This window comes from Agitococcus lubricus (genome assembly GCF_003051055.1).
In the GTDB taxonomy this organism is placed as follows: Bacteria; Pseudomonadota; Gammaproteobacteria; order Pseudomonadales; family Moraxellaceae; genus Agitococcus; species Agitococcus lubricus.
Map to the genome: position 1 here is coordinate 124,090 of NZ_QAON01000002.1, position 22,890 is coordinate 146,979.

A 22,890-nucleotide genomic window follows, 5' to 3' on the forward strand; every position below is an offset into this window, starting at 1 on the left:
AATTTAGGGGCGGGTTAGGGTGGGGTTAATTATATAACCCCTCCCAACCTCCCCCTTAATAAGGGAGAGGAGCTACCAAAGGGAAAACTTGCTACCGCTTTAAGGGGTTCGGCCAACGCCAATCAATATCGGCATCATAAACACGGCGCATAAACTCAACAATCATAAATCCTGTTAAGCCCCAAATGACATACCCTTGATAATTAAAACTGGGCACTGGAATACTCAGTCCCATGTATTTAATTTTATGCTGATAATTAGGTTTTTGTTGCAGAAAAACGTCTAAAGGCACGGTAAAAATACTGTCTATTTCGTCAGGGCTTGCCGTCAGGGTTGGCATGTTATCTAATAAACCAATAATGGGTTTTACCTTCACCCCGACACGAGAGGTAAAAATACCCAACTCTCCCACGACGTCTACATCTTGTGGGTTGAGGGCAATTTCTTCTTGTGCTTCGCGTAATGCGGTATAAATAAGCGAGCTATCGGTTTTATCCCGCTTACCCCCTGGAAAAGCGACCTCGCTCGCGTGACTGTTTAAGTGCGCTGCGCGTTGGGTAAGAATGAGGCGCGGAATATCTTCACGCGTCATCGCCATTAACACAGCCGCATCTGCTGAGGCAGTCTGATTATCCTGAGGCAAACGGGCAAGTAATTGCTGTAACATGGGACGTATGTACTAACTATAATTATCTGTTGATACTACGGGGTAAATAGCGTTAGAGACAAGCCTTTTCTTGTGAGAGGTATCGACTATTTATAGTATACGATGCGATGATTGTCATGAACCAACGCATAAGATTCGTCTATCTGTTATGCGCGTGTGCGAGTGTCCCCATTTAACGATGTCTTGGAAAACGATAATGAAATTTTGTAGTGCTTGTGGCCATCCTGTTGTACAAAAAATTCCCCAAGGTGATAGTCGTTTGCGTTATGTCTGTGAAAGTTGCGAAACCATTCACTATCAAAACCCACATATTATTTGCGGCTGTTTACCGACATGGCAAGACAAAGTGTTGTTATGCAAACGCGGTATAGAACCGCGTTATGGTTTGTGGACATTACCTGCGGGCTTTATGGAAAACTTAGAAACTACCCAAGAAGGCGCGGCGCGTGAAACATGGGAAGAAGCGCATGCCAAAGTCAAGATTGGCGAGTTGTATTGTGTCTTTAACATTCCACAAATCAGCCAAGTCTATATGATGTATCGGGGTGAAATAATTGATGGTCAATTTGGTGTAGGTGAAGAAAGTATTGAAGCAGGCTTGTTTGATGAAGAGTCTATTCCTTGGGATGATTTAGCCTTTGCCAGCATTAAACGTACGTTACGCTACTTTTTTGCCGACCGCAAACTAGGTCACTTTCCTGTCAGAGTCGAAGATTTAGTGCATGGTAGTCGAGATTAATTTCAACTACATTTAATTATGATGATTAATCACCCCTCGTGGGTTCTATCGCTGAACCCACGTTGGTTTTGTTCATATCCCTAATTTTTGACGAATACGACCAAATAATCCCCCTAAACCTGATGCCGTTTTGGCGACTACAGGCTCTTGAGCATTCACACTATGCCCAAAGCGGGTATCGGAGATGGTAGTATTGGATAAGGGCATCATAGGATGAGACACTAACAGGTCTTGACTGTGTACTGCATTAATAAAACCAATAATCGCATTAAGCTCTAAGGCTAAATCCTGTGCCGCTTTATTGATGCTTGCTTTTTGTTTAGAAAAATAAGCTGCCATACGAATCATATGTTTAGCATGACGCGAGTTGGCCATATTCGGCCACTGTTTAATCGTAAACTCGTCAGTTGCAGATAAGTCACTTGCTAGGGTTGCCGATGATTGTGATAAGGTCAGCTCATAAAAAATATCTGTGAACGTCAAGGACTCAAGCGCCGTAAACGGGACTTTATCCGTCGTACGATAAACCATTTGCTTTTCTGTCAGTTGCGAAACCGAAAACACACCATTCACAAATATTTTTTTACGACGATTATCTAAATATAAAAACTGATGACCTAAATTGACCTCTACAATTTCTCCCTGATGTTGTTTAGCCGCACGCAACAACTGGTCTAAGGCACCTGAATAGCTAAGACGCGTTTGTACAGTCTGTGTAGTCACTTTTTCAGGAATGGTCGTCGTGAGCGCGACAGGCGTTGGTATGACCAATATACGCTCAATATCGCTCAATAACACCAATATATCTTTGGCGCGGAGCGGTTTAGACAAGGAAAAACGCATCTGCGGCACGTAACGTGCTGTTTCGCTAAACGACACGATGGTATGGCAATGATTATTTTTTTGCAGCATTGTAATATCGGGGTATTCGTTATCTACATCAACAATCACAACATCTGCATTAAAATTATCTTCTGCGTAAGACCAATTTTTACACGCACGCTGTCCTAAAATCCCCATTAAAGACTTCATCACTAACTGGTCATGGGGATTTGGAGAGACGAGACGAAGGGTATATTTATCTGGCATTTTTTATCTCTCCTAGCAATATTAGATTGCCATAAAGAAATTAGACTCATTATTTCTAGAGAGCCTATGCTCAAAGCGATGACTGGGCAAGAGCAGCCATCAGACAGACGGTCGTTTTTAACGATAGAAAAAGTAAATGTTTATTTTGTGATATTTGTCACAAAATAAATCATACAAAAAATATACGCATTGGAAATAACTCGGTGTCTATAGGCGCTGCTGATGTTTTTGTGTAGCGCTCGGCATCCTATTTTTGCAGAGTAAAAAACATCAGCGTGACGCTCAAAACAGCGCATATCGATAGTTTGGCTCTAAGATAAAATTAGTCAATACCTACACCAATCCACCACGAGGATATACTTTGTTAGACCTTAGTTGCCGACGTACGGCTATGGTTTAACTCCATTTGTTTAATATCTAGACCATTAGCAACCAAGACTATATCCTTCATCAATGCGCCGACTTCATCGGTATAACATAAAGGTAGCTCGGGTATTTTATCTAAAATAAGAAAGTCGTTTAGCGCTAAACGTGCCAAAATCACAGGCTGTAATAAATGCCAAAGCAGCCAAAACGCCAAACAAGTCCCTGCCAAGGTTGCCAACAACACAACACCAAGTAAGTGCCAAGGATTACTTTGGGCGGTCATTAATAAGAAGATGAGTCCTGCCACTAGGGGTACGTGTACAGACAGAAAGCCTACTAAGAAAACTTTATGGATGTATTTAGAGGAAGGAAAAATCTTGCTCAGTGTTGAATAAACTTGTAAGGAATGATTCATGTGTTTGTTCTCTGGTCTGTGGTTGCTGACTGAGTGTGTTATAACGGCATTGTGATATTTTAATCATGCTAACGGGTTTTTTAAGACATTTTTTGTCTGTCCGTATCAATTTATACCAACCCCTCCCCCATATTGACAAGAAGTAAGCAGCAAAAATACATTTTAACCAAAACCGTCGCTGTATATCGTTCTGTCAGTCAATACATTTTTTGAGTTCCAATCCTATTGTTTATGCGAGCCGCCACTGATAAAGGCTGTAATACCCGTCACTCTTGAACAGATTATTTTGATAGAAATTTGTTAACCAATGAATTTGTAAAATTCTCTTGCACACGACTGTCACGCTATATTGCCGTTTTAATCCACCGACCGATTGTTGTTACTGGTATATCTCATGAAGCGTATGGGATTGGGATTCACATAAGGGGCATTGATGATGAGCTTATATTTAAGGCAGCTAACTTTAGTACTGTTTTTAACCTTATTAGGAAAACAAGCCTTGGCGATTGAAGAAGCTAAATACACGGTTTTGAAAAAAGAAGGTGCGTTGGAGTTACGCCAGTATGCGCCTCATATTGTGGCTGAAACAGTGGTAGAAAGTGACTTTGAAGAGGCAGGCAATAAGGCCTTTAGACGCTTATTTAACTATATTTCTGGCCACAATGAAGCACGTCAAGACATTGCCATGACCACACCTGTTTCGCAAGCAGCAAAAGGTGAAAAAATTGCGATGACGGTGCCTGTGGGTCAACAACCATCAGGCAACAATTGGGTCGTTAGTTTTACGATGCCTGCTTCCTATACCTTAGACACCTTACCCAAACCGAAAGATAGTCAAGTTATATTAAGACAAGTGCCTGAGCATTATGTCGCAGCGATTCGCTACTCGGGCTTTTGGAGTCAAAAAAGCTATAATCATCATAAACAACAACTTGAGGCGTGGATTAAACAACAATCCGTTAAGACAACAGGTGAAGCCATTTGGGCTAGATATAATGCGCCCTTTACACCGTGGTTTTTTAGACGTAATGAAATTTTAATGCCTGTAGAACAGTAGTCTGTTTAAAAGATAAAGCCCATATGTCGCTGCGTTGTGTATGGGCTACTTGCTAGCAAGCGTAGGATAGGTTGAGGCATGAAACCCGTCGCGCATTGATTTGGTTAATACATGGTGGGTTTCGTATCTCAATCCACATTAGCCACGATTTGCCGCTATCCTCGCTCTCGCACTATGCAATTTTTTATAATTATCAATTAGGCGTTGATGTCGGTCTAAGCCTTCTAATTTCATACTAGTCGGTGTTAAACCATAAAAACGTACAGTGCCATTCACCGAGCCAAGTACGGCATCCATTTTTTCATCGCCAAACATTCGTCTAAAATTAAACAGATAATCGTCTAATGTTAAATCGTCATCTAACATCACCTCTAACACCACATTCATACATTGATAAAACAAACCACGGTCAATGGTGTTGGTGTTGTATTGCAAAAAGCGTTCAACTAACTCTTTGGCTTCAGAAAACTGCTGTAAAGCTAAATGAATCAATAGCTTTAATTCTAAAAGGGTTAATTGTCCCCACGGGGTGTTGTCGTCAAACTCGATGCCAATTAAGGTGACAATATCGGTGTAATCATCCAAATCACTTTCTTCTAAACGCTCAAGTAATTTAGCTAGCTTGTTATCATCTAAACGATGTAAATTTAAAATATCTTCACGGAACAACAAGGCTTTATTGGTGTTATCCCAAATCAAATCTTCAACAGGATAAATTTCGGAATAATTGGGCACTAAAATACGGCAAGCAGGTGCGCCCAATTCGGTATAAACGGCCATATACACTTCTTTACCCAAGTCTTTGAGAATGCCAAACAAGGTAGCCGCTTCCTCAACATTAGCGTTCTGACCTTGACTGCTAAAATCCCACTCGACAAACTCAAAATTAGCCTTGGCACTAAAAAACCGCCACGACACCAAACCACTCGAATCAATAAAATGCTCGACAAAATTATTGGGTTCAGTAACCGCATTGCTTTGAAAGGTAGGTCGAGGCAAGTCATTTAAACCTTCAAAACTACGCCCTTGCAATAACTCGGTTAAACTACGTTCTAAGGCGACTTCAAAACTGGGATGTGAGCCAAATGAGGCAAACACGCCGCCTGTGCGTGGGTTCATCAAGGTCACACACATCACCGGATATTTACCACCCATTGACGCATCTTTGACTAACACGGGAAAGCCCTGCTCTTCTAAGCCTTTGATACCTGCCACAATCTGCGGATATTTAGCCAATACGGCTTGTGGCACATCGGGTAAGGCCATCTCCCCTTCTAAAATTTCGCGTTTTACTGCCCGTTCAAAAATTTCCGATAAACACTGCACTTGTGCTTCCGCAATGGTATTGCCTGCACTCATGCCATTACTTAAAAATAAGTTTTCAATCAAATTAGACGGAAAATACACCACTTCGCCATCCGATTGACGCACAAAAGGCAAACAACAAATGCCACGTTTGACATTACCCGAATTAGTGTCATACAAATGTGAGGCGCGTAATTCGCCATCAGGGTTATAAATTTCGCGGCAATACTCGTCTAAAATTTCTCTGGGTAAACGATTTCTAAGGGCTGGCTTAAACCATTTTTCATCGGGATGATGGACAAAATCAGCATTGGCGATTTCTTCACCCCAAAACTGGCCGTGATAGAAAAAGTTGCAGTTGAGTCGTTCAATAAATTCGCCCAAGGCCGAGGCCAAGGCACTTTCTTTGCTTGCGCCTTTACCGTTGGTAAAACACATGGGCGAATGGGCATCCCGAATATGCAACGACCAAACATTAGGCACAATATTACGCCACGAGGCGATTTCTATTTTCATGCCCAAATTAGCCATAATGCTCGACATATTGGCAATGGTTTGTTCTAGTGGTAAGTCTTTGCCCAAAATATAGGTATTATTTTTGGATGTTAGATTGGGCATTAACAAGGCTTGCGCATCGGCATCAATACTTTCAACGTCTTCAATAACAAAATCAGGTAGGGTTTGTACCACTTTTTTAACGGTACAACGGTCGATTGAACGCAAAATGCCTTGTCGGTCTTTGTCTGAAATATCGGCAGGAAGTTCGACTTGAATCTTAAAAATTTGTTTATAGCGATTTTCGGGGTCAACAATGTTGTTTTGCGACAGACGAATGTTATCGGTGGAAATGTTGCGCGTTTGGCAGTACAACTTAACAAAATATGCAGCACACAACGCTGACGAAGCTAAAAAGTAATCAAATGGGCCGGGGGCAGAACCATCACCTTTGTATCGAATCGGTTGGTCGGCGATTACCGTGAAGTCATCAAACTTTGCTTCGAGTCGAAGTTTGTCAAGAAAATTGACTTTAATTTCCATGAGAGGTCCTAACAATTATGTAAATAGCAGTAGCCTGTATGCAGCATAGCGAAATACAGGTTTTTTGATGAATAGGGTCTGTTGACGTTTTGATTGTGGTTGCGAAAGACGCTATTTTTTAGAGGATACGCGGCGTGAATCGCGTGGTTTGGTTATTCCAAATAAGCGATGAACAACAAAGTAGCCTCAAAAAATAGCTCTTTCCCTTCGGGTTGCGTTAAAAATTGGCTCATACTGCGTTACAAAACTTGCCAATAGAATAACTATTAGCTTCGTTTTGTGCCTTGTCTGAGTCAATTTTTATCAGCAACGCAGCTCACACGCAAAACGTCAACAGACCCTATATTTAATATGGATTATTTTGGCACAATCACTGGCGGCAATAAGGCCTTTTTTTTGACTTTACGCGCAAAACGGCGGTCATCAAAACTGAGCATTTGGGTACACGCTTGATAACTCACATGATGCAAAGCATCGGCAAAATCTAAGCCTGTCAGATAATAGGTAACAGCTTTTTGCACAAGGTCTCTATCTTCTATTTGCACATGGCTGAGGCTTAATAGATGATTAAATACGGTGCTAATTGCTTGTGCCGAAAATTGATAATAACCACGCATTACCCATTCAAATTCTAAAATAACCGTTTTACACACCATTAATGGCGTACCTGCCTCGATAATTTTTTGGGCTAATAGGCGTTGTTTAAGGCTTTCACTATCGCCTGCATCTTCAATATAATATCGTGCCAATATGTTAGTATCTAAACCGTTCATGGTTTTTGCGCCAAGATAGACACATCAAAATCATTGGGTATGGGTGATTTTTGACTTTTTAATAAGCCAAAACCACTTTGCACAATAGGCGTTGGATTGTTAATCACACGCAATTCAACATGGTTATCAACCATTACAAACTCAATTTGACTACCTTGGCAAATGCCCAATTGTTGTCTAACGGCTTTAGGAATGGTGACTTGGCCTTTACTGGTAACGGTGGTAGATGTTTGCATATTAATGCCTACTAAAAGTATTACTAAGTAAGGATTCTAAAACAAAGCTGGGTAATGCGCCAGTTTTTAAGTAGTTGCTTAGGTGTAAATTGTAAAACTGGTGAGATGCGTACTTGTAATGAAGTGAGAATAGTAGTGTCAGTATTCAGTCATAAGAAATTGTTTTGAAAAGCATTTAATCCCGTATTTCGCGATGCTCCATACGGGCTACACTTGCTGGTGAGATGTGTGCTATGTGCTTACGATGAGGTTGTGTGTGTTCAATAGGCCGTTTTTATTAATGACATATTGAACATACTGAGATTTACGCTGATATGGTGGAAATTATATCACTTTGGGCGTAAGGCTAAACGGACAGAAATCAGCCGCCCCACAATCCGCGTTTAATTATCGTGGGTTTCGTTTCTCAACCCACACTACATCTAATACAAGTCGATTGAGTTGTTATAACGTTAGAAAACAATATCTGCATGATGCTTGATTAAGATATTTTGTATAAACATGGCATACTCTTCTTTTAAAGGTAATTCAAAATCCGTTTTTAAGCGTTTACGCTCGGTAATAGTTGTTTCACCAGTTTTTAAATTACGTCCTTCCTTGTTATATACTTCGGTATATAACCCCATCCCACGTTTTTGCCAACTTGGCAAATCATTAAAGTTTTTACCAAAGTCACTAAATAGCAGTTCATGCTTTTCTGCAACAGATAAACGACTCAATTGACTCGCTGCTTGTCGTGCATGAGTACCTGATTGGCGTAAGCTCCAATAGCAATGGGCATTTAAAGCATTTCGATGTGCATCTTCTTGCCGCCATAAAAAATAATCAACCACGAGCTCAGGTGTTGGTAACTGACAAATTCGACAATCAAATGCGCCTATTTTTCCTAATAATAACGAAAACTTAGCACTGGCCTCACCTGCCAAAATCGAATCATATTTACGTAGCTTTCGCTTAAACACTTCACTATCGCGATGTAGTAGTAACGATATTTCATCACTTTGACTATATCCATAAATGACAGGAAAACCACAATCCATCAAATGTGCTGTTGTTGCTGCCATCATATCTCTAAAACGAATATCAAACGGTGCTTCAAATTGACAAACTTCTTTAGTTAAACGCGTAAAACCTCGACCATCAATACGCGCAACCATAAACATATTGGGTAATACACATAAATCATGTGCTGTCTCATAGACTCTCATCCGATTATCTAATTCATCAAATCGCATCTTTTATTTGCTCCTGCACAATAAAACCACCTGTATCATTATGATAGACATAAAATATTTGATCAAATCCTTCTTCAAAACTAGGCTCTTGTAAGCTCTTTTTTGTTCCTTTAATGGCTACGTCAGGCACACAACGTTGTGTTGGTCGCTGCTGGTTATACACCAATGCTCGCCCGACATCTGGTACAAAATAATAAGCACTTACCACGAATTTATGAGCTTTGGCCAAAGCAATATAATTCGTCCGTTCAGTCATAGTCGGATTAGTATTATCAATTACAAAACGTTGTTGCGTCTGTAAACACAACTCAATAAAACGTTGCTGACGATGGCGTGTTTTTAATAAATCTAAAGAAATATGTACATGTGTAAATAAAAACTTCTGCTGATAAAATGTTGTTTTACCACTCGCTTGAATACCAATAAAAATCAAACACTCCATTTGGTCACCAAAAAAGATATGTACATTTATAAAACTGATTGTTTGCTATGATTATATTTTTTCCCAACTCTCCGCTAGTTTTTTAGCAATCATATCAATTGCTTGGGCAGCGACTGGAATTTTCCCTAATTGCAAAAAGCCATGAATTAAATCATCAAAACAATGATATTCAACGCTTACACCTGCCTGTTCTAAGGCTTGAGCATAGGCCGATCCTTCATCTCGCAACGGGTCAAAACCTGCGATAAACACCAAGGCTGGTGGTTGATGACGTTTATCAGTCATCAACAAAGGCGACACACGCACATCTTGGCGTTCATCGGCATGATTAAGATAATGATTAATAAAAAAAAGCATATGTTGCCGCTCAAGCATATAGCCTTCGGCAAACAAACTAAACGACTCACGCTCTTGTGTGGTATCGACAACAGGATAAATCAAACATTGTAATTTGGGCTGAATGGCTTGCCCTTGCGTTAAATAACACGCCACTGTGGCCAAATTTGCCCCTGCACTATCACCCGCAATAGCAATCTTTTGGCTGTCTGCTTGCCATTGTTGAACTTGTTGTGGCAACCATGCCAACACCGCTAACACATCCTCTAAAGCAGCAGGAAATTTATGTTCGGGTGCAAGACGATAATCCACTGCCACCACAATACTTTGACTATGTAAAGCTAAATAGCGGCAAAAGCTATCATGACTATCAACATTAAACGTTACCCAACCGCCACCATGCAAATACACAACAATAGGCAAATCTTGCGCTAAACTTGGGCGATAGACACGCACAGGAATTTCGTATCCTGAGTTGCTGACTGTTGTGTTTTCAATGGCGGCCAACTCAATTTTGGCCATATCCAACGCAGCCATATTACGCAATAAAGACTTGCGTAATGACACTAAGGGAATCTCTGACCAAGAGACTTTGCCTTGAAAAGCAGGCAACAAGGCAGCAATATCAGGGTGAAGCATGGTTGCCTCCAAACAAGTCTAACAACCAATCTTTGAAAGTTAACGCAAGTTGATGATTAGGATTAAGAATTTTAGCGGTAATTGCTTGGCCTAACGGTTTAGCAAGTTCGTCTTGCCATGCTAAATAGGTGTGTATAATCGCTTTTGCACGATGTACGTCTTTAAACGTAGCGATTTTTTGTGTTTTGGCTTGATTAAGGCATTGCTCAATAAAACTTAATGCGACAGGATTATCTAATAATATTTGACAAAAATCCTCTAACATACCGTTGATTTGATTATTCGGCATAAGCCAAATACCAATCGTTGGCCTTCCTTGTTGGATTAAAATCGTCCCATTTTTATTTAATTCACTTTGTATGAGATAGTCTTTCTTAGCCAAGTTATCAATAACAGATTGCCATGTACTCATTAAATTATCATCAGCATCTAATACAATACCAATCGTATTAATATCTTGAACACCATCAGCCGCATCAATTAATGCCATTAATTTGACTAAAACATCTTCACAACCACCTGCATCATAAATTTTGAATACTTGTGGCAATTTATGAGCTTCACATAAAGCGGCTACGACATGACAATCATTAATGCCTTCCAATAATAACAACTTATTAGCTTTATCATCCTTAAATGGCTTTTTAGACATCATCTAACTTCCGTTTCTGTTTCAATAGCATCTGACAACATCTCTAAATCATAGGTTTTGATGTAGCTTTGATTATCTTTACGATATAACCTAAAAAATGCCGCATCTTGTGGATATTGCGTCCAAATTTCTTCAAAACCATTAATACAGTCTTTACTATGCGTGGTACAAAATACTTGTACATTCCATTGTTCGGCTAAAGTAAAAATTAACTGCCATGCTTTGCTTTGGGTACTCCAATGCAAACCATTTTCAAACTCATCAATCAGCAATACGCCATCTTTAGCGGTAACTAAGGACAAAATTAAATGAAATAACCGTGTCATGCCATCACCTAAACTTTTTAATGGAATGGGTTCGGGCATATCTCTAAGTTTTATAATCGGGATTCGGCTATTTGTTTCACTATCAGCCGCAACAAAGCTTAAACCCGTGAGTTTAGGTTCAATAATATGAAAAGCTTTAATCACATCATCTTGTGCAGAGGTCAAGCTAATACTATCCCATAACTGTGCCGTTTCTAAATCATTTAATCCATTTGCAGCAACAAACTTAACGCTTTTTATTATTGCTATTGTATTATAAGCCCCTATTAATTTTTGGATATTTTCTTGATTATATAAACTAGATAATGGCTTATCTAATTGTATAAATTTACTGGCTATTTCTTTATTTCTACTATAGGTTGAAACAACAACTCCTACATTTCCATCATTTAATCTGTCAAGATTATCCATATTCAATGGGGTGTATTTTTTATTCCCCTCAATCATAATTTTCATCAAATAACTATAATGATTAGTAGAAATACTAACTTGAAAATCATGGCCAATTGCTAATGTATAATTTTTGAAAAAGCTTTTTAACGGATTATTCAATATATATTCATTTGATTTAACTTTAATATTTTCTTGTCTTCTCAACAAAATTTCATACATCACATCTAAAGAAAATCCCGAAAAATACAACTGCAAAGCCTCTAACAACGCACTTTTACCTGCATTATTTTTGCCTACAATTAAATTCACTCGTTTGATACCTTGAATCTCTAAAGATTCAAATAAACGAAAATTTTGTATTTTTAGATTATCAATCACAATACACCTGATTATCACCAATAGCGTGGGTTGACGCAGGAAACCCACAATGAGCGTTTAATTATCGTGGGTTTCGTTCCTCAACCCACACTACACCTGTTAAAGCATTCTTCCTGTGTTACGTTGCACTTCACACAGGCTACGAATATCATAAACTCACTTCGCACTCTTATACATAAAATTCTCTAACGAGGTTTCGGCCAAGTTTGTCCAACCCTGACTTAAACGTCTAAAGTCTTTCCAAGAAGCATAAATCTTTTTAAACATCGGGTCGGCGGCGGATAACTCATCATATAACGCAAAAGCAGCTTTTTGCCCTGCTTGCATGACATCATCAGGGTAACGATGCAACACCACCCCATGTTGATTCATTAACCGAATGAGGGCTTGCGGATTACGCGCATCATAAGCGGCTAACATCATTTGATTAGCCTCCATCGTTGCCACTTCAAACGCCGATTGCCATGCTTTAGGCAATTTTGCCCATGCACTCTGATTGACATAAAAACTTAACTGTGGCCCTGCTTCCCACCAACCTGGAAAGTAATAATGTTTGGCCACTTTATATAAACCTAACTTTTCATCATCGTAAGGCCCAACCCATTCACTAGCATCAATCGCACCACGCTCTAACGCAGGATAAATATCTGCCCCTGCAATGGTTTGGGGAATCACGCCCAAACGCGACATGATTTCGCCACCAATCCCTGGAATACGCATTTTGATGCCTTGTAATTCTTTAAGGCTATTGACGGGTTTTCTAAACCAACCGCCCATTTGCGCGCCTGTATTGCCACCTGCAAAATTAACAATGTTATATTGCTTAAATAACTCACCCAATAATTGTTGGCCACCTGCTTGTGAATACCATGCGTTTTGCTGACGTGCGGTTAAACCAAAAGGCAAACAGGTATCAAAGGCAAAGGCTTTGCTTTTGCCCACATAGTAATAACCTGCGGTGTGGCCACATTCGACCGTACCATTACTGACCGAATCTAAGACTTGTAAACCCGGAACTAATTCTCCGCCTGCAAACACGCGAATTTGAAATTTACCATCGGTTAACTGTGCCACACGTTTAGAGAGCATTTCGCCTGCACCATAAATGGTGTCTAAACTTTTAGGAAAACTAGAGGCTAAACGCCATTGTACGGCAGGTTGTGTAATGACCGCAGGAGCGGCAAAACTGGCGGTTGTCGCAGTGGCTGCGCCCAAAGCAGCAATTTTTTGTAAGGCTTGACGACGTTGCATGATTATTTACCCTGATATTCTTTGGCAATTTCTTGCATTAAACGGATAGCTTCATCGGCACTGGCTGCTTGGCCACCGACATCAGACAAATCTTGGCTATTGTTAAAGGTGGTGCTTTCGCTAGATTCATGGCGCACTAATTCGGGATACATCATCAACACCACTACCATGACTAACTGCAACACAATAAACGGCACTGCACCTTTGTATAAATGACTGGTATTAAGCTCTTTGGGTGCAACACTGCGTAAATAAAACAGCGAAAAACCAAACGGCGGCGTTAAAAAGGAGGTTTGTAAGTTCATGGCCAACAACACGCCAAACCACACAGGGTCGATATTAAGTTTATGGATGATTGGTACTAATAACGGCACCACAATAAAGACAATCTCAAAAAAGTCTAAAAACATGCCTAAACCAAAGACCATTAAGTTAACCACTAATAAAAAGGCTATTTCGCCTGCGGGTAACTTATCAAATAAATGCTCAACCCAAACATCACCATTTAAGGCTCTAAACACCAACGCAAACAAGCTCGAACCGACCAAAATAAACATCACAAAAGAGGTTAATTTGGCGGTGTTATCTAAGGCTTGATGCAGTAAAGAGGCACTTAAACGGCGTTTGACTAAGGCTAAGACTAATGCGCCTGCTGCACCCATTGCCCCTGCTTCGGTTGGGGTGGCTAAACCAATAAAAATTGTCCCTAACACCAAAAAAATTAACACTAAGGGCGGCACTAAAGCGGCTAATAATTTACGCCATTGAATGGCTTGGCGTGTTTGTTGTTGGGCGGGTAATAACTCAGGTTTGATAATCGCTAAACCACCAATAAACAGCGCAAATAAGGCCACTAAGGCCAAACTCGGATACATTGCCCCTAAATACATATCGCCAACAGGCACCGTTAAGGTATCCGCCAAGACAATTAACACTAAAGAAGGCGGAATAATTTGTGCCAATGTGCCAGATGCCATAATCACGCCACTGGAAATGGCAGGTGAATAACCTTGACGCATCATCATCGGTAAAGAAATCAAGCCCATCGCCATCACGCTGGCGGCGACAACACCTGTGGTTGCTGCTAATAATGCGCCGACTAAAATCACCGCAAAAGCTAAACCACCACGCAAACGACCAAAGAGTTGATTAATGGCATCCAGTAAATCTTCGGCTAATTGACTCTTTTCTAAAATCAGTCCCATTAAGGTAAAAAATGGAATCGCCATCAGCGTTTCATTACGCATAATGCCAAATAAGCGTTCTGGCACAGCTTGCACCAATTCGATGGGCAATGCGCCCACCAACACGCCTATCGCCCCAAAAATCAGGCCAACTGCCGCCAAAACAAACGCCACAGGATAGCCAGTTAATAACAATAAAAATAAGCTCAAAAACATTAACGGCGCGAGCCAACCCCAATCACCTGTCATGCTCGCTCTCCATGTTTTAATATGGTTATACGTTTGCCAATTTCGCTAATCACTTGCAAAATCAGCAACACAAAACCAAAAGGAATCAGTAGTTTAACAGGCCAACGGGGTAAGCCCCCTGCATCGGCAGACATTTCGTTGTGTTGCCAAACTTGGATAAAATCGTGCCAACCCAACCACGCCAAACCGACAGCAACAGGCAATAAAAACAAGACATGACCTGCAATATCAATCCAAGCACGGGTTTTAGCCGACCAGCGTTTAGACAATACATCAACACGCACATGTTGGTCTGCTTGCAAGGTATAGGCTGCGCCCAATAAGAATACTGCCGAAAATAAGTACCATTGCCCTTCTAAAAAACCATTAGAACCAAAGGCAAATTTACGTCCGACAGCGGTAAACACTGATAATAAGACGGTGGCTAAAATTAGCCATGCCACCACACGTCCCACTGTTTTGTTGAGTGTGTCGATAGTCGTACACACCTTATTTAATCCACTCATAAGCTTAAAACTTTTCTAGGATTTATGTATTTAAAACATAAATCATGATGGTTGAAATGGGGCGAATGATACGCGCTGATGATGGCTTTTTGTACTTTATTTTGAGGAATACGGCATACAGACGTAAAGGAAGTTTATAACGACATAACTTAACGCGTTAACGAGTAAATCATCAAATTAACATTGCTAACTCTATCGTCTTGTGATGTTATTGCCAACATCCTGACCCTTTCATTAAGCTGCAAGCACACATGGAGTCACATCATGGATGACCTTTCTCCCTCCTCTCTTAAAGCCATTTTGCATTCAAAACGTGCCAATTTGTATTACTTAGAGCATTGTCGAGTGATGCAAAAAGATGGCCGTGTTTTGTATTTAACCGAAGGCAAAGACGAAAACTACTATTGGAATATCCCTATTGCCAATACTACGGTGATTTTATTAGGCACAGGCACATCCATTACCCAAGCGGCTATGCGCATGTTATGCAGTGCAGGTGTTTTGGTTGGTTTTTGTGGCGGGGGTGGTACACCGTTATTTGCAGGGGCAGAAATAGAATGGCTTACGCCACAAAGTGAATATCGCCCTACGGAATATGTACAAGGCTGGTTAAGTTTTTGGTTTGATGCCGATAAACGTTTGGCTGTTGCCAGAACTTTTCAACAATCTCGAATTGATTATATGCGTCATGTATGGAGCAAAGATAAAGACTTAAAAGATAACGGTTTTTATGTTGATGATGCGGATATTGAACACGCTTTATCGGGTTTTGCTAAAAAAATTCCTGTGCTAGATAAAGTAGGCGACTTGTTGTTGGCTGAGGCACAAACCACCAAACAGCTTTATAAAATTGCTGCCACACGTTGCAAATTAACGTTTGAGCGTAACCCCGAACAAGGCGATTTGGCTAATGATTTTTTAAATCATGGTAATTATTTGGCCTATGGTTTGGCTGCCACGACGTTATGGGTTTTGGGGACTCCACATGGCTTTGCGGTGATGCACGGTAAAACGCGCCGTGGTGCGTTGGTGTTTGATGTTGCCGATTTGATTAAAGATGCGATTGTACTGCCCTACGCTTTTATTTGTGCCAAAGAAAAAGCCACCGAACAAGAGTTTAGACAGCAAATTTTGCAAAAGTTTACTGAGCATAAGGCGTTGGATTTTATGTTTGAGCAGGTTAAACAAGCGGCTATAGGCATTAAGGATTAACCATGATTGTCACCTTTATTAGTCAATGTGACAAAAAAGCTATCAACCGTACTCGCCGTGTATTGGACGCCTTTGCTAATCGTATTGGTGATAACACGTGGCAAACGGTGATTACCGAAGATGGCTTACTGGCTGTTAAACAATTATTAAGAAAAACCGTGACTAAAAACACTGCCGTTGCTTGTCATCGACAACGCTCACGTTTGCGTAGTGAATTGGTGTGGATTGTAGGAAATAGAAATAAGTTTAATAAGGATGGGGTTGTGCCTGTGAATAGCACAAGCAAAGCTCTAAAAATAGACGATTGTGATGCAAATTGGCAAACTGCCCCGTTAATTACCACGCTGAGTCGCATCGCTGCTTTATTTCATGATTTTGGCAAGATTAATCCTTTTTTTGCCAAAAAATTAGTCAATGCCAAACATAGTAAAAAACCGATTGCTGACCCATTTCGGCACGAATGGATTTCATTACGTCTATTTGAAGCTTTTGTCACCTCTTGTGGTTATGAGGATAATGCATGGATTGAAAAATTAGCTATATTATCCCCACAAAATAATGATTATTTATGGTTAGATACTATAATAAAAGATCATCCTACTCTCCCTTCCTCATCACCGTTTAAAAATCTACCTGAAATTGCCAAAGTCGTTGCATGGCTGATTGTTTCGCATCATCGTTTACCAATACCCGACACGCTATTAGCAAAATATAAAACATCTGATGCTGATAAAACACAAGATAAAGACTATCGAGCCTCAAAATTTGCAACCGTCTTAGAAGACCTAAATTTTAAATGGTGTTATCCCCGACAATATGATGTTACTGATAAAAATCAAGAAAAAGATATAAAACAATGTTGGCAAATTAACTCTAAAGATATTCCATTTAATAGTCAAACATGGTGTAAAGAAGTTAATAAATGTGCAGCAAAACTCAAATCATTATTGGCCGCTCAAGCCCTACCGAGCCTGTCTGATCCCTATTTAAGCCATATTTCTCGATTAGTATTAATGCTATCCGACCATTATTATTCTAGTTGTGAACCAACACCTAAATGGCATGACTCGACATATTCATGTTATGCCAACACTAATAAATTTGGTGAATTAAAACAGCCCTTAGATGACCATTTAGTTGGTGTCAGTGATTCAGTACGTCAACTTATGGGGGCTTTAACACGCCTTGACGCTTTATTTAGTCGATTACCTCCTCAAAAGGCCTTAGAAGGCAAAAATAGTAATCCTATTTATTATTGGCAAGATAAATCTTATCAAGAGGCTTGTATCATTCAAAAAAACTATCCTCATCATGGATTTTTTGGTGTCAACTTAGCCTCAACAGGACGCGGCAAAACCTTAGCCAATACGCGAATTATGTACGGTTTAGCTGATACTGAAAAAGGCGCAAGGTTTAATATCGCTTTAGGCTTACGCACTTTAACTTTACAAACAGGTAAAGCCTTACGCCAAAAACTCAATTTAGATACCAGTGACCTAGCCATTATGGTGGGTGGTGGTGCTGTTAAAGAGTTATTTGAACAATATAGTCAAACTAGCTCTGAACATCTATTTGCAGATACAACACTGATTGACCCGACAAAAAATGCTGAATTGGCTGAAATAATAGGTTCAGAATCCTTATCAGGTTTATTTGAGGCAGACCTTGATATTGATTTTGAGGAAACTGAGCTTGATTTTGCAGGCATTTTGCCTCCAGACCACCTATTACATAAATGGTTAAAAGACAATCATCAAGTCAAAAAACTACTGATGAGTCCTATTTTGTGTTGCACCATTGACCATTTAATTCCTGCAACCGAAAGTACACGCGGCGGACGACAAATTGCCCCCATGTTGCGTTTAATGTCTTCGGATTTAGTCTTTGATGAACCTGACGACTTTTCACCCGATGATTATTATGCACTGACACGTTTAGTGTATTGGGCAGGTTTGTTGGGTAGTCGTGTTTTACTATCTTCGGCAACCTTAATGCCTGCTGAAATCAATGGTTTATATTTGGCATATAGTTCAGGGCGAAAATTTTATAATCAACATCGTACCCAAGTGAATCAGCCGATTATTGCAGCATGGTTTGATGAAAATGAAAAAAGTATTTGTCATCAAGTTATTCCCTGTGACAACAGCATTAATAACTCACAAGCCAATCCTGTTTTTGAAAAAGCACATCAACAATTTACTAAAAAACGCGTAGCTTATTTACATGAACAAGCCAAAGCTAATCAAAGACGTAGTTTAGAATGGGTCGACCTACCTAGACAGATTTTACCCACTGAAAAATGGCAAACTATTTTTAGCCAATCTATCTTAGAAACCAGCCTTAAAGCCCATCAACTGAATGCGATTACTGACCCCAAAACAGCAAAACAATATAGTGTAGGTTTAGTAAGATTTGCCAATATTGATCCAATGGCAGCCATCAGCCAAGAGTTGTTAAAACAAAAAATTGCACCAGATACACGTATTCATTTATGTGTTTATCATTCACGTTTTCCCTTATTAATACGTGCCAATATTGAAAAATATTTGGATGAAATTTTAAATCGTAATCAAGGACAACAACCACACGACCATCCATTGATACAAGGATGGCTGCAAAAATTTCCCGAACAACAGCAAATTATTTTAATTTTGGCTTCGCCAGTTTGTGAGGTTGGCCGCGACCATGATTATGATTGGATGATTATTGAACCCTCATCCATGCGTTCAATTATTCAGGCTTCGGGGCGAACACGGCGACATCGTGTTGAGCCTTATCATCAAGCAAATATTTTTATTATGGAAAGTAATATTCGTCATTATAAACATCCTCAAAAGGCATGTTTTTCACGTCCCGGATTTGAAGCCGAAGGATTCAAATTTAAAGAAAATCGTCATTTTTTGAGAGGAAAAGACGAAGCCAAAAATGCTGGCTTATTGGATAACAAACATTTTAAGCAATTAGATTCAATTTCCAGATTGATAGAGCCATCACCTGCAAATTATCCAAAATCATTCTATGAAACGCATGGTTATCCTCGTTTAGTTGATTTAGAACATGACCGAATGAATCATATTTTATTGGGTCGAGGCATTTACTCTGAAATGCGTTTAACGGATGCGTCACCGATTAAATTTTCTGCTTATAGTTTTTGGCATACACCGATTCATTACACAGGTATTTTACAAACATTGAGTTGTTTTAGAGCTTCACAAGGCGAAAGTTTAACTGCATTACGTGCTGAGGATGAAGAACAACCCTTAAAACTGTACCAATATAATCAAAGTACAGGTAATTGGTTGTTAGTTGAGAGTTTAGTCAAAGCCCTTACGTTAGCCGAAAATCCACAAATTCAGTGTTGGCCTAATCAAAAACCAAATGCTGCCTTACTGAAATATTTGGATACAATTTCGTCAGAACGCAGTTGGTTAGAGAATTGCGCCCGTTATTTGACTGTCAATTTACCCAAATTGGCAGAGCAAAAAAAATGGCTCTACCATGATTTTCTTGGGTTTATTAGGGAGTAACTCCCTAAATTAAGCTACCTGTGCGGTAGTGAACTAATAAGTAAATTCAGCATGAAAGCTTTTCTAAGCTACTTGTACAGTAGGTGTGCAGATTGAAAAAAATTCTAAATCTACAAAAACACAAAAAGAGCTCTTGTCAAGAACTAGAACTCATGATTGAATAATAACAGTTATCCAGCTTACATTCTGAATTAACTTTAATAAAATTTAAGTCGATTGAGGGATTGCCGCCCTCAATCTTAGTTTAACCACGATCTACCACGATCATCACATCACCCCAAAAGGGGAAGGAGGAAACGATGCTTGGCACACATTTGCCTAGAAGGGTCTAGTCAATTTGCGTCTTGTATCATTTACGGTAGTTAAACTGCTGTAAATGATAACAAATACAAACTTTAAAAAAAGCATTTACTTTGTAAAAACTCAGGATAAACCATGATCAATGAAACAGAGAGTATTAAAGACTCTCCTCCCCCCACCATTCGCGCTTTGATAGAGCAATACATTCAAGGTCGATTAGATGAAAAGTTGGAAAAACTCAAAGACGATGATTTTGCTGAGCGTGAAAAGTTACTGGCTAAATATCAGCCTGAAACATGGCTAGAAGATGCCAGTTTACGTGTACAGCGTTTACGTTTAGCCACACATACGCCCAAACAACATCATCCCAGCTCCAAAGCCTCTGCCATGTTTTATACAACAGCCAATAAAACTCATGATTTTGTTGGCTCACAAGCTATCGCTCTTGATGCTGATGTAGTTGGTGATGCGGCTGCTTTAGATGTGTTTAAATTATTACGACAAAAATTTAATCATCTTTCATTACTTGAACGTTTATTAAAAGCGGATGGCGACTTTATTGCGGCCTTAGCAACCGATTCAACACAAGCACAAATTCGCTATCAACGTTTTTTGGCTTTTAGTCAAATTCCGAGCGTGTTAAATGCAGGACGTTTATCTAAACAAGTGTATTTTCCTGTTAAAGCCGATGACTATCATATCTTAGTGCTTTTATACCCCAGTGCTTTGGTACACCGTACCTATCAGCAACTTTCAAATGATCGTTTTGGTGAACAAAGCAAAACTATCCGTGAAGCACGATTTAAGAAACTGCACCATTCACAAGAAGGCCGAGAATATCCCAATTTATTGGTACAAAACTACGGTGGCTCAAAACCACAAAATATCTCTCAGCTTAATAGTGATCGCCGTGGCTCAATGTGGTTACTGCCCTCTTTACCCCCTGTTTGGCAAGGACAAGTGGTTGAGTTGCCCAAATCAGGTTCAGTATTTACTGCCTATTTAAGTAACCGTAAAGATGTTAAACCGATTTTAAAATCCATCGTTTATATGTATCGTCATGAATATGATCGGAATAACATTGAATTTCGCACCAAACGAGATGGATTGGTTGAGCAACTTGTTGATTGTGTGATTGATATGAGTTTTGAACTCCAACAAAGTGCAACCTCGGGATGGACGATTGAGCCAAACCGTCAATTTAATCGTGCCGAGAGTTTTTGGCTAGATCGTGCTTATCGTGAACAACTTTTTGATAAAGAAGATCATCTAAGCAATGAGGAGCAAGAATGGTTACAGGCTTACCGCGAACGTGATTGGCATAGCGAAGTGGGTTATAACTTTGGACGTTGGCTAAATAAAATTTTGACCACACAAGCTAAATTACCTGATTTAGATGATAACGAAGCGCGTGTATGGTCACTGGCATTACGCGATAAATTACAACTACTTAAGGAGGAGTTTGCATAAATGAGTTACTCCTATCCAAAAGCACTATATCTTGTACGTTTGCAAGTCGAAAACGTTTCGATTATTAGTAGTCATTTAACGTGGGGCTTTCCTGCACCCAGTGCATTTACGGGCTTTAGCCATGCTTTACAATGTAAATTAAATCAATTAGATGGCTATCATCAGATTGATTGTTGTGGTGTTGGCATTATTTGTCATCAATTTAGCCCTCAAATCACTAAAAGTAGCGACTATCGTTATGCCCCTTATCAACTCAATTTAGCACGACATCCTTTAGAGGCCGATGGTTCTACGCCAGCAATGGTCGAAGAAGGTAAAGGCCACATGGAAGTCAGCTTAATTATTGGTTTAAGTGGTGACGATTTAGAGCAACATTTATCTGCTAATGATGATGACTTAAATGTACAAAGCCAACAACTTATTAAACACTTAAATCATCTTGTTTATGGTATGCGCTTGGCAGGTGGTGCTGTTTTTCCCCATCAACGTATCAAAGCTAAACTGGTTAATTGGTCATTAGCTGAGGCCGCTAAAAAGACTAAAACTTTGAGTCGTTATTTATTGCCAAGTTTTGCATTAATTCATCGACATGACGTGTTAATCGCACATCAAACATGGTTAAGCCAATACTCATCGTACTTAGAAACACAAGGACACGCGCCTACTGTATTAGACACTTTGCTTGATATTAGCCGTCTCAATTTAAACAGTGTGTCAAGCCAAGAATCAACAGCCAATGGTGAGCAACAAGGTGATTGGCAAGTTCGTCCTCGCCCTAAGCATTTACAAGGCTGGCTTGTACCTATTCCGATTGGTTATGCGGCTTTAATAGAGCTTCAAGACAAAGGCACAATCACTGGTTTACGTGACAATCAATATCCAGCCACTTTTGTTGAGACTCTATTGAGTTTAGGCGAATGGCAAAGTCCTCATCGCATTGAAGACTTAACTCGCACTCTTTGGACATATAACCCCTCCCCTAAAGATGGCGTATATGAACTACTCCAACCCTTTGCACAAAAACAAAACACTCAAACGACATTCGATGATTTTGAAGAAGAATCATTTGACCATTATCCAAACTCAGAAGACGAGGCAATTTAAT

The 22,890-nt window shown here is 39.8% G+C and carries 20 protein-coding genes; 6 read left to right on the plus strand and 14 right to left on the minus strand.

Annotated features, from left to right (window positions below; all coding sequences use genetic code 11):
• Positions 1–91: 91 nt before the first annotated feature.
• Positions 92–667 carry a CoA pyrophosphatase gene (locus C8N29_RS03000; RefSeq protein WP_107864554.1) on the minus strand — a complete coding sequence of 192 codons (576 nt, stop codon included), beginning with the start codon at positions 665–667 and terminating at the stop codon, positions 92–94.
• 196 nt (positions 668–863) lie between these two features.
• On the opposite strand from C8N29_RS03000, the gene C8N29_RS03005 reads away from it, so the two are divergent.
• Positions 864–1,406 carry an NUDIX hydrolase gene (locus tag C8N29_RS03005; RefSeq protein WP_107864555.1) on the plus strand — a complete coding sequence of 181 codons (543 nt, stop codon included), beginning with the start codon at positions 864–866 and terminating at the stop codon, positions 1,404–1,406.
• A gap of 72 nt (positions 1,407–1,478) precedes the next feature.
• Here C8N29_RS03005 and C8N29_RS03010 read toward each other — a convergent pair whose 3' ends face one another.
• Entirely contained in the window at positions 1,479–2,495 is a 1,017-nt protein-coding gene (locus C8N29_RS03010; protein WP_107864556.1) for a hypothetical protein, read from the minus strand.
• A gap of 364 nt (positions 2,496–2,859) precedes the next feature.
• Positions 2,860–3,276, minus strand: coding sequence for a hypothetical protein (locus C8N29_RS03015; RefSeq protein WP_146164413.1), 417 nt, complete (start codon positions 3,274–3,276; stop codon positions 2,860–2,862).
• 433 nt (positions 3,277–3,709) lie between these two features.
• Here C8N29_RS03015 and C8N29_RS03020 point away from each other — a divergent pair, with 433 nt between their 5' ends.
• Entirely contained in the window at positions 3,710–4,333 is a 624-nt protein-coding gene (locus tag C8N29_RS03020) for an SOUL family heme-binding protein (RefSeq protein WP_204509261.1), read from the plus strand.
• A 138-nt stretch (positions 4,334–4,471) separates the two neighbouring features.
• Here C8N29_RS03020 and C8N29_RS03025 read toward each other — a convergent pair whose 3' ends face one another.
• The 11 genes from C8N29_RS03025 to C8N29_RS03075 form a co-directional block, all read right to left on the minus strand.
• On the minus strand, positions 4,472–6,676 hold the full coding sequence (locus tag C8N29_RS03025; protein ID WP_107864558.1) for an OsmC domain/YcaO domain-containing protein: 2,205 nt from the start codon (positions 6,674–6,676) through the stop codon (positions 4,472–4,474).
• 356 nt (positions 6,677–7,032) lie between these two features.
• Entirely contained in the window at positions 7,033–7,449 is a 417-nt protein-coding gene (locus tag C8N29_RS03030; RefSeq protein WP_107864559.1) for a type II toxin-antitoxin system VapC family toxin, read from the minus strand.
• A complete protein-coding gene (locus C8N29_RS03035) occupies positions 7,446–7,685 on the minus strand; it encodes an AbrB/MazE/SpoVT family DNA-binding domain-containing protein (protein WP_107864560.1) in 240 nt (79 codons plus the stop codon). Before C8N29_RS03035 ends, C8N29_RS03030 begins: the two co-directional genes overlap by 4 nt.
• A 452-nt stretch (positions 7,686–8,137) precedes the next feature.
• Positions 8,138–8,920, minus strand: a complete 783-nt coding sequence (locus C8N29_RS03040) for a tRNA(His) guanylyltransferase Thg1 family protein (RefSeq protein WP_107864561.1) — start codon at positions 8,918–8,920, stop codon at positions 8,138–8,140.
• Complete coding sequence (locus tag C8N29_RS03045) at positions 8,910–9,362, minus strand: AAA family ATPase (protein WP_107864562.1); 453 nt, start codon at positions 9,360–9,362, stop codon at positions 8,910–8,912. Before C8N29_RS03045 ends, C8N29_RS03040 begins: the two co-directional genes overlap by 11 nt.
• A gap of 51 nt (positions 9,363–9,413) precedes the next feature.
• Positions 9,414–10,337: an alpha/beta hydrolase gene (locus C8N29_RS03050; protein ID WP_107864563.1), complete on the minus strand. Its 924-nt coding sequence runs from the start codon at positions 10,335–10,337 to the stop codon at positions 9,414–9,416.
• Positions 10,324–10,992, minus strand: a complete 669-nt coding sequence (locus tag C8N29_RS03055) for a DUF3226 domain-containing protein (protein ID WP_146164414.1) — start codon at positions 10,990–10,992, stop codon at positions 10,324–10,326. Before C8N29_RS03055 ends, C8N29_RS03050 begins: the two co-directional genes overlap by 14 nt.
• A complete protein-coding gene (locus tag C8N29_RS03060; protein ID WP_170106867.1) occupies positions 10,989–12,086 on the minus strand; it encodes an AAA family ATPase in 1,098 nt (365 codons plus the stop codon). The genes C8N29_RS03055 and C8N29_RS03060 overlap by 4 nt, the downstream gene beginning before the upstream one ends.
• 156 nt (positions 12,087–12,242) lie before the next feature.
• Positions 12,243–13,337 (minus strand): TRAP transporter substrate-binding protein, encoded by a 1,095-nt coding sequence (locus tag C8N29_RS03065; protein ID WP_107864566.1) that lies wholly within the window; start codon positions 13,335–13,337, stop codon positions 12,243–12,245.
• Positions 13,338–13,339: 2 nt separating this feature from the next.
• Positions 13,340–14,770: a TRAP transporter large permease gene (locus C8N29_RS03070; RefSeq protein ID WP_107864567.1), complete on the minus strand. Its 1,431-nt coding sequence runs from the start codon at positions 14,768–14,770 to the stop codon at positions 13,340–13,342.
• On the minus strand, positions 14,767–15,276 hold the full coding sequence (locus C8N29_RS03075; protein WP_107864568.1) for a TRAP transporter small permease subunit: 510 nt from the start codon (positions 15,274–15,276) through the stop codon (positions 14,767–14,769). The genes C8N29_RS03070 and C8N29_RS03075 overlap by 4 nt, the downstream gene beginning before the upstream one ends.
• A 264-nt stretch (positions 15,277–15,540) precedes the next feature.
• On the opposite strand from C8N29_RS03075, the gene cas1f reads away from it, so the two are divergent.
• The 4 genes from cas1f to csy2 all read left to right on the plus strand — a co-directional run bounded on the left by cas1f (position 15,541) and on the right by csy2 (position 22,889).
• Complete coding sequence (gene cas1f / locus C8N29_RS03080) at positions 15,541–16,488, plus strand: type I-F CRISPR-associated endonuclease Cas1f (RefSeq protein ID WP_107864569.1); 948 nt, start codon at positions 15,541–15,543, stop codon at positions 16,486–16,488.
• 2 nt (positions 16,489–16,490) lie between these two features.
• Positions 16,491–20,015, plus strand: a complete 3,525-nt coding sequence (gene cas3f, locus C8N29_RS03085; RefSeq protein ID WP_107864570.1) for a type I-F CRISPR-associated helicase Cas3f — start codon at positions 16,491–16,493, stop codon at positions 20,013–20,015.
• 435 nt (positions 20,016–20,450) lie between these two features.
• Positions 20,451–21,785, plus strand: a complete 1,335-nt coding sequence (gene csy1 / locus C8N29_RS03090) for a type I-F CRISPR-associated protein Csy1 (protein ID WP_107864571.1) — start codon at positions 20,451–20,453, stop codon at positions 21,783–21,785.
• Positions 21,786–22,889, plus strand: a complete 1,104-nt coding sequence (csy2, locus tag C8N29_RS03095; RefSeq protein WP_107864572.1) for a type I-F CRISPR-associated protein Csy2 — start codon at positions 21,786–21,788, stop codon at positions 22,887–22,889. It abuts the gene before it with no gap.
• The last annotated feature ends 1 nt before the right edge of the window (position 22,890 follow it).

Coding starts and splice junctions, on each gene's coding strand:
- C8N29_RS03000 (WP_107864554.1), bottom strand. CDS start 667: ATGTTACAGCAATTACTTGCCCGTTTGCCTCAGGATAATCAGACTGCC.
- C8N29_RS03005 (WP_107864555.1), top strand. CDS start 864: ATGAAATTTTGTAGTGCTTGTGGCCATCCTGTTGTACAAAAAATTCCC.
- C8N29_RS03010 (WP_107864556.1), bottom strand. CDS start 2,495: ATGCCAGATAAATATACCCTTCGTCTCGTCTCTCCAAATCCCCATGAC.
- C8N29_RS03015 (WP_146164413.1), bottom strand. CDS start 3,276: ATGAATCATTCCTTACAAGTTTATTCAACACTGAGCAAGATTTTTCCT.
- C8N29_RS03020 (WP_204509261.1), top strand. CDS start 3,710: ATGATGAGCTTATATTTAAGGCAGCTAACTTTAGTACTGTTTTTAACC.
- C8N29_RS03025 (WP_107864558.1), bottom strand. CDS start 6,676: ATGGAAATTAAAGTCAATTTTCTTGACAAACTTCGACTCGAAGCAAAG.
- C8N29_RS03030 (WP_107864559.1), bottom strand. CDS start 7,449: ATGAACGGTTTAGATACTAACATATTGGCACGATATTATATTGAAGAT.
- C8N29_RS03035 (WP_107864560.1), bottom strand. CDS start 7,685: ATGCAAACATCTACCACCGTTACCAGTAAAGGCCAAGTCACCATTCCT.
- C8N29_RS03040 (WP_107864561.1), bottom strand. CDS start 8,920: ATGCGATTTGATGAATTAGATAATCGGATGAGAGTCTATGAGACAGCA.
- C8N29_RS03045 (WP_107864562.1), bottom strand. CDS start 9,362: ATGGAGTGTTTGATTTTTATTGGTATTCAAGCGAGTGGTAAAACAACA.
- C8N29_RS03050 (WP_107864563.1), bottom strand. CDS start 10,337: ATGCTTCACCCTGATATTGCTGCCTTGTTGCCTGCTTTTCAAGGCAAA.
- C8N29_RS03055 (WP_146164414.1), bottom strand. CDS start 10,992: ATGATGTCTAAAAAGCCATTTAAGGATGATAAAGCTAATAAGTTGTTA.
- C8N29_RS03065 (WP_107864566.1), bottom strand. CDS start 13,337: ATGCAACGTCGTCAAGCCTTACAAAAAATTGCTGCTTTGGGCGCAGCC.
- C8N29_RS03070 (WP_107864567.1), bottom strand. CDS start 14,770: ATGACAGGTGATTGGGGTTGGCTCGCGCCGTTAATGTTTTTGAGCTTA.
- C8N29_RS03075 (WP_107864568.1), bottom strand. CDS start 15,276: ATGAGTGGATTAAATAAGGTGTGTACGACTATCGACACACTCAACAAA.
- cas1f (WP_107864569.1), top strand. CDS start 15,541: ATGGATGACCTTTCTCCCTCCTCTCTTAAAGCCATTTTGCATTCAAAA.
- cas3f (WP_107864570.1), top strand. CDS start 16,491: ATGATTGTCACCTTTATTAGTCAATGTGACAAAAAAGCTATCAACCGT.
- csy1 (WP_107864571.1), top strand. CDS start 20,451: ATGATCAATGAAACAGAGAGTATTAAAGACTCTCCTCCCCCCACCATT.
- csy2 (WP_107864572.1), top strand. CDS start 21,786: ATGAGTTACTCCTATCCAAAAGCACTATATCTTGTACGTTTGCAAGTC.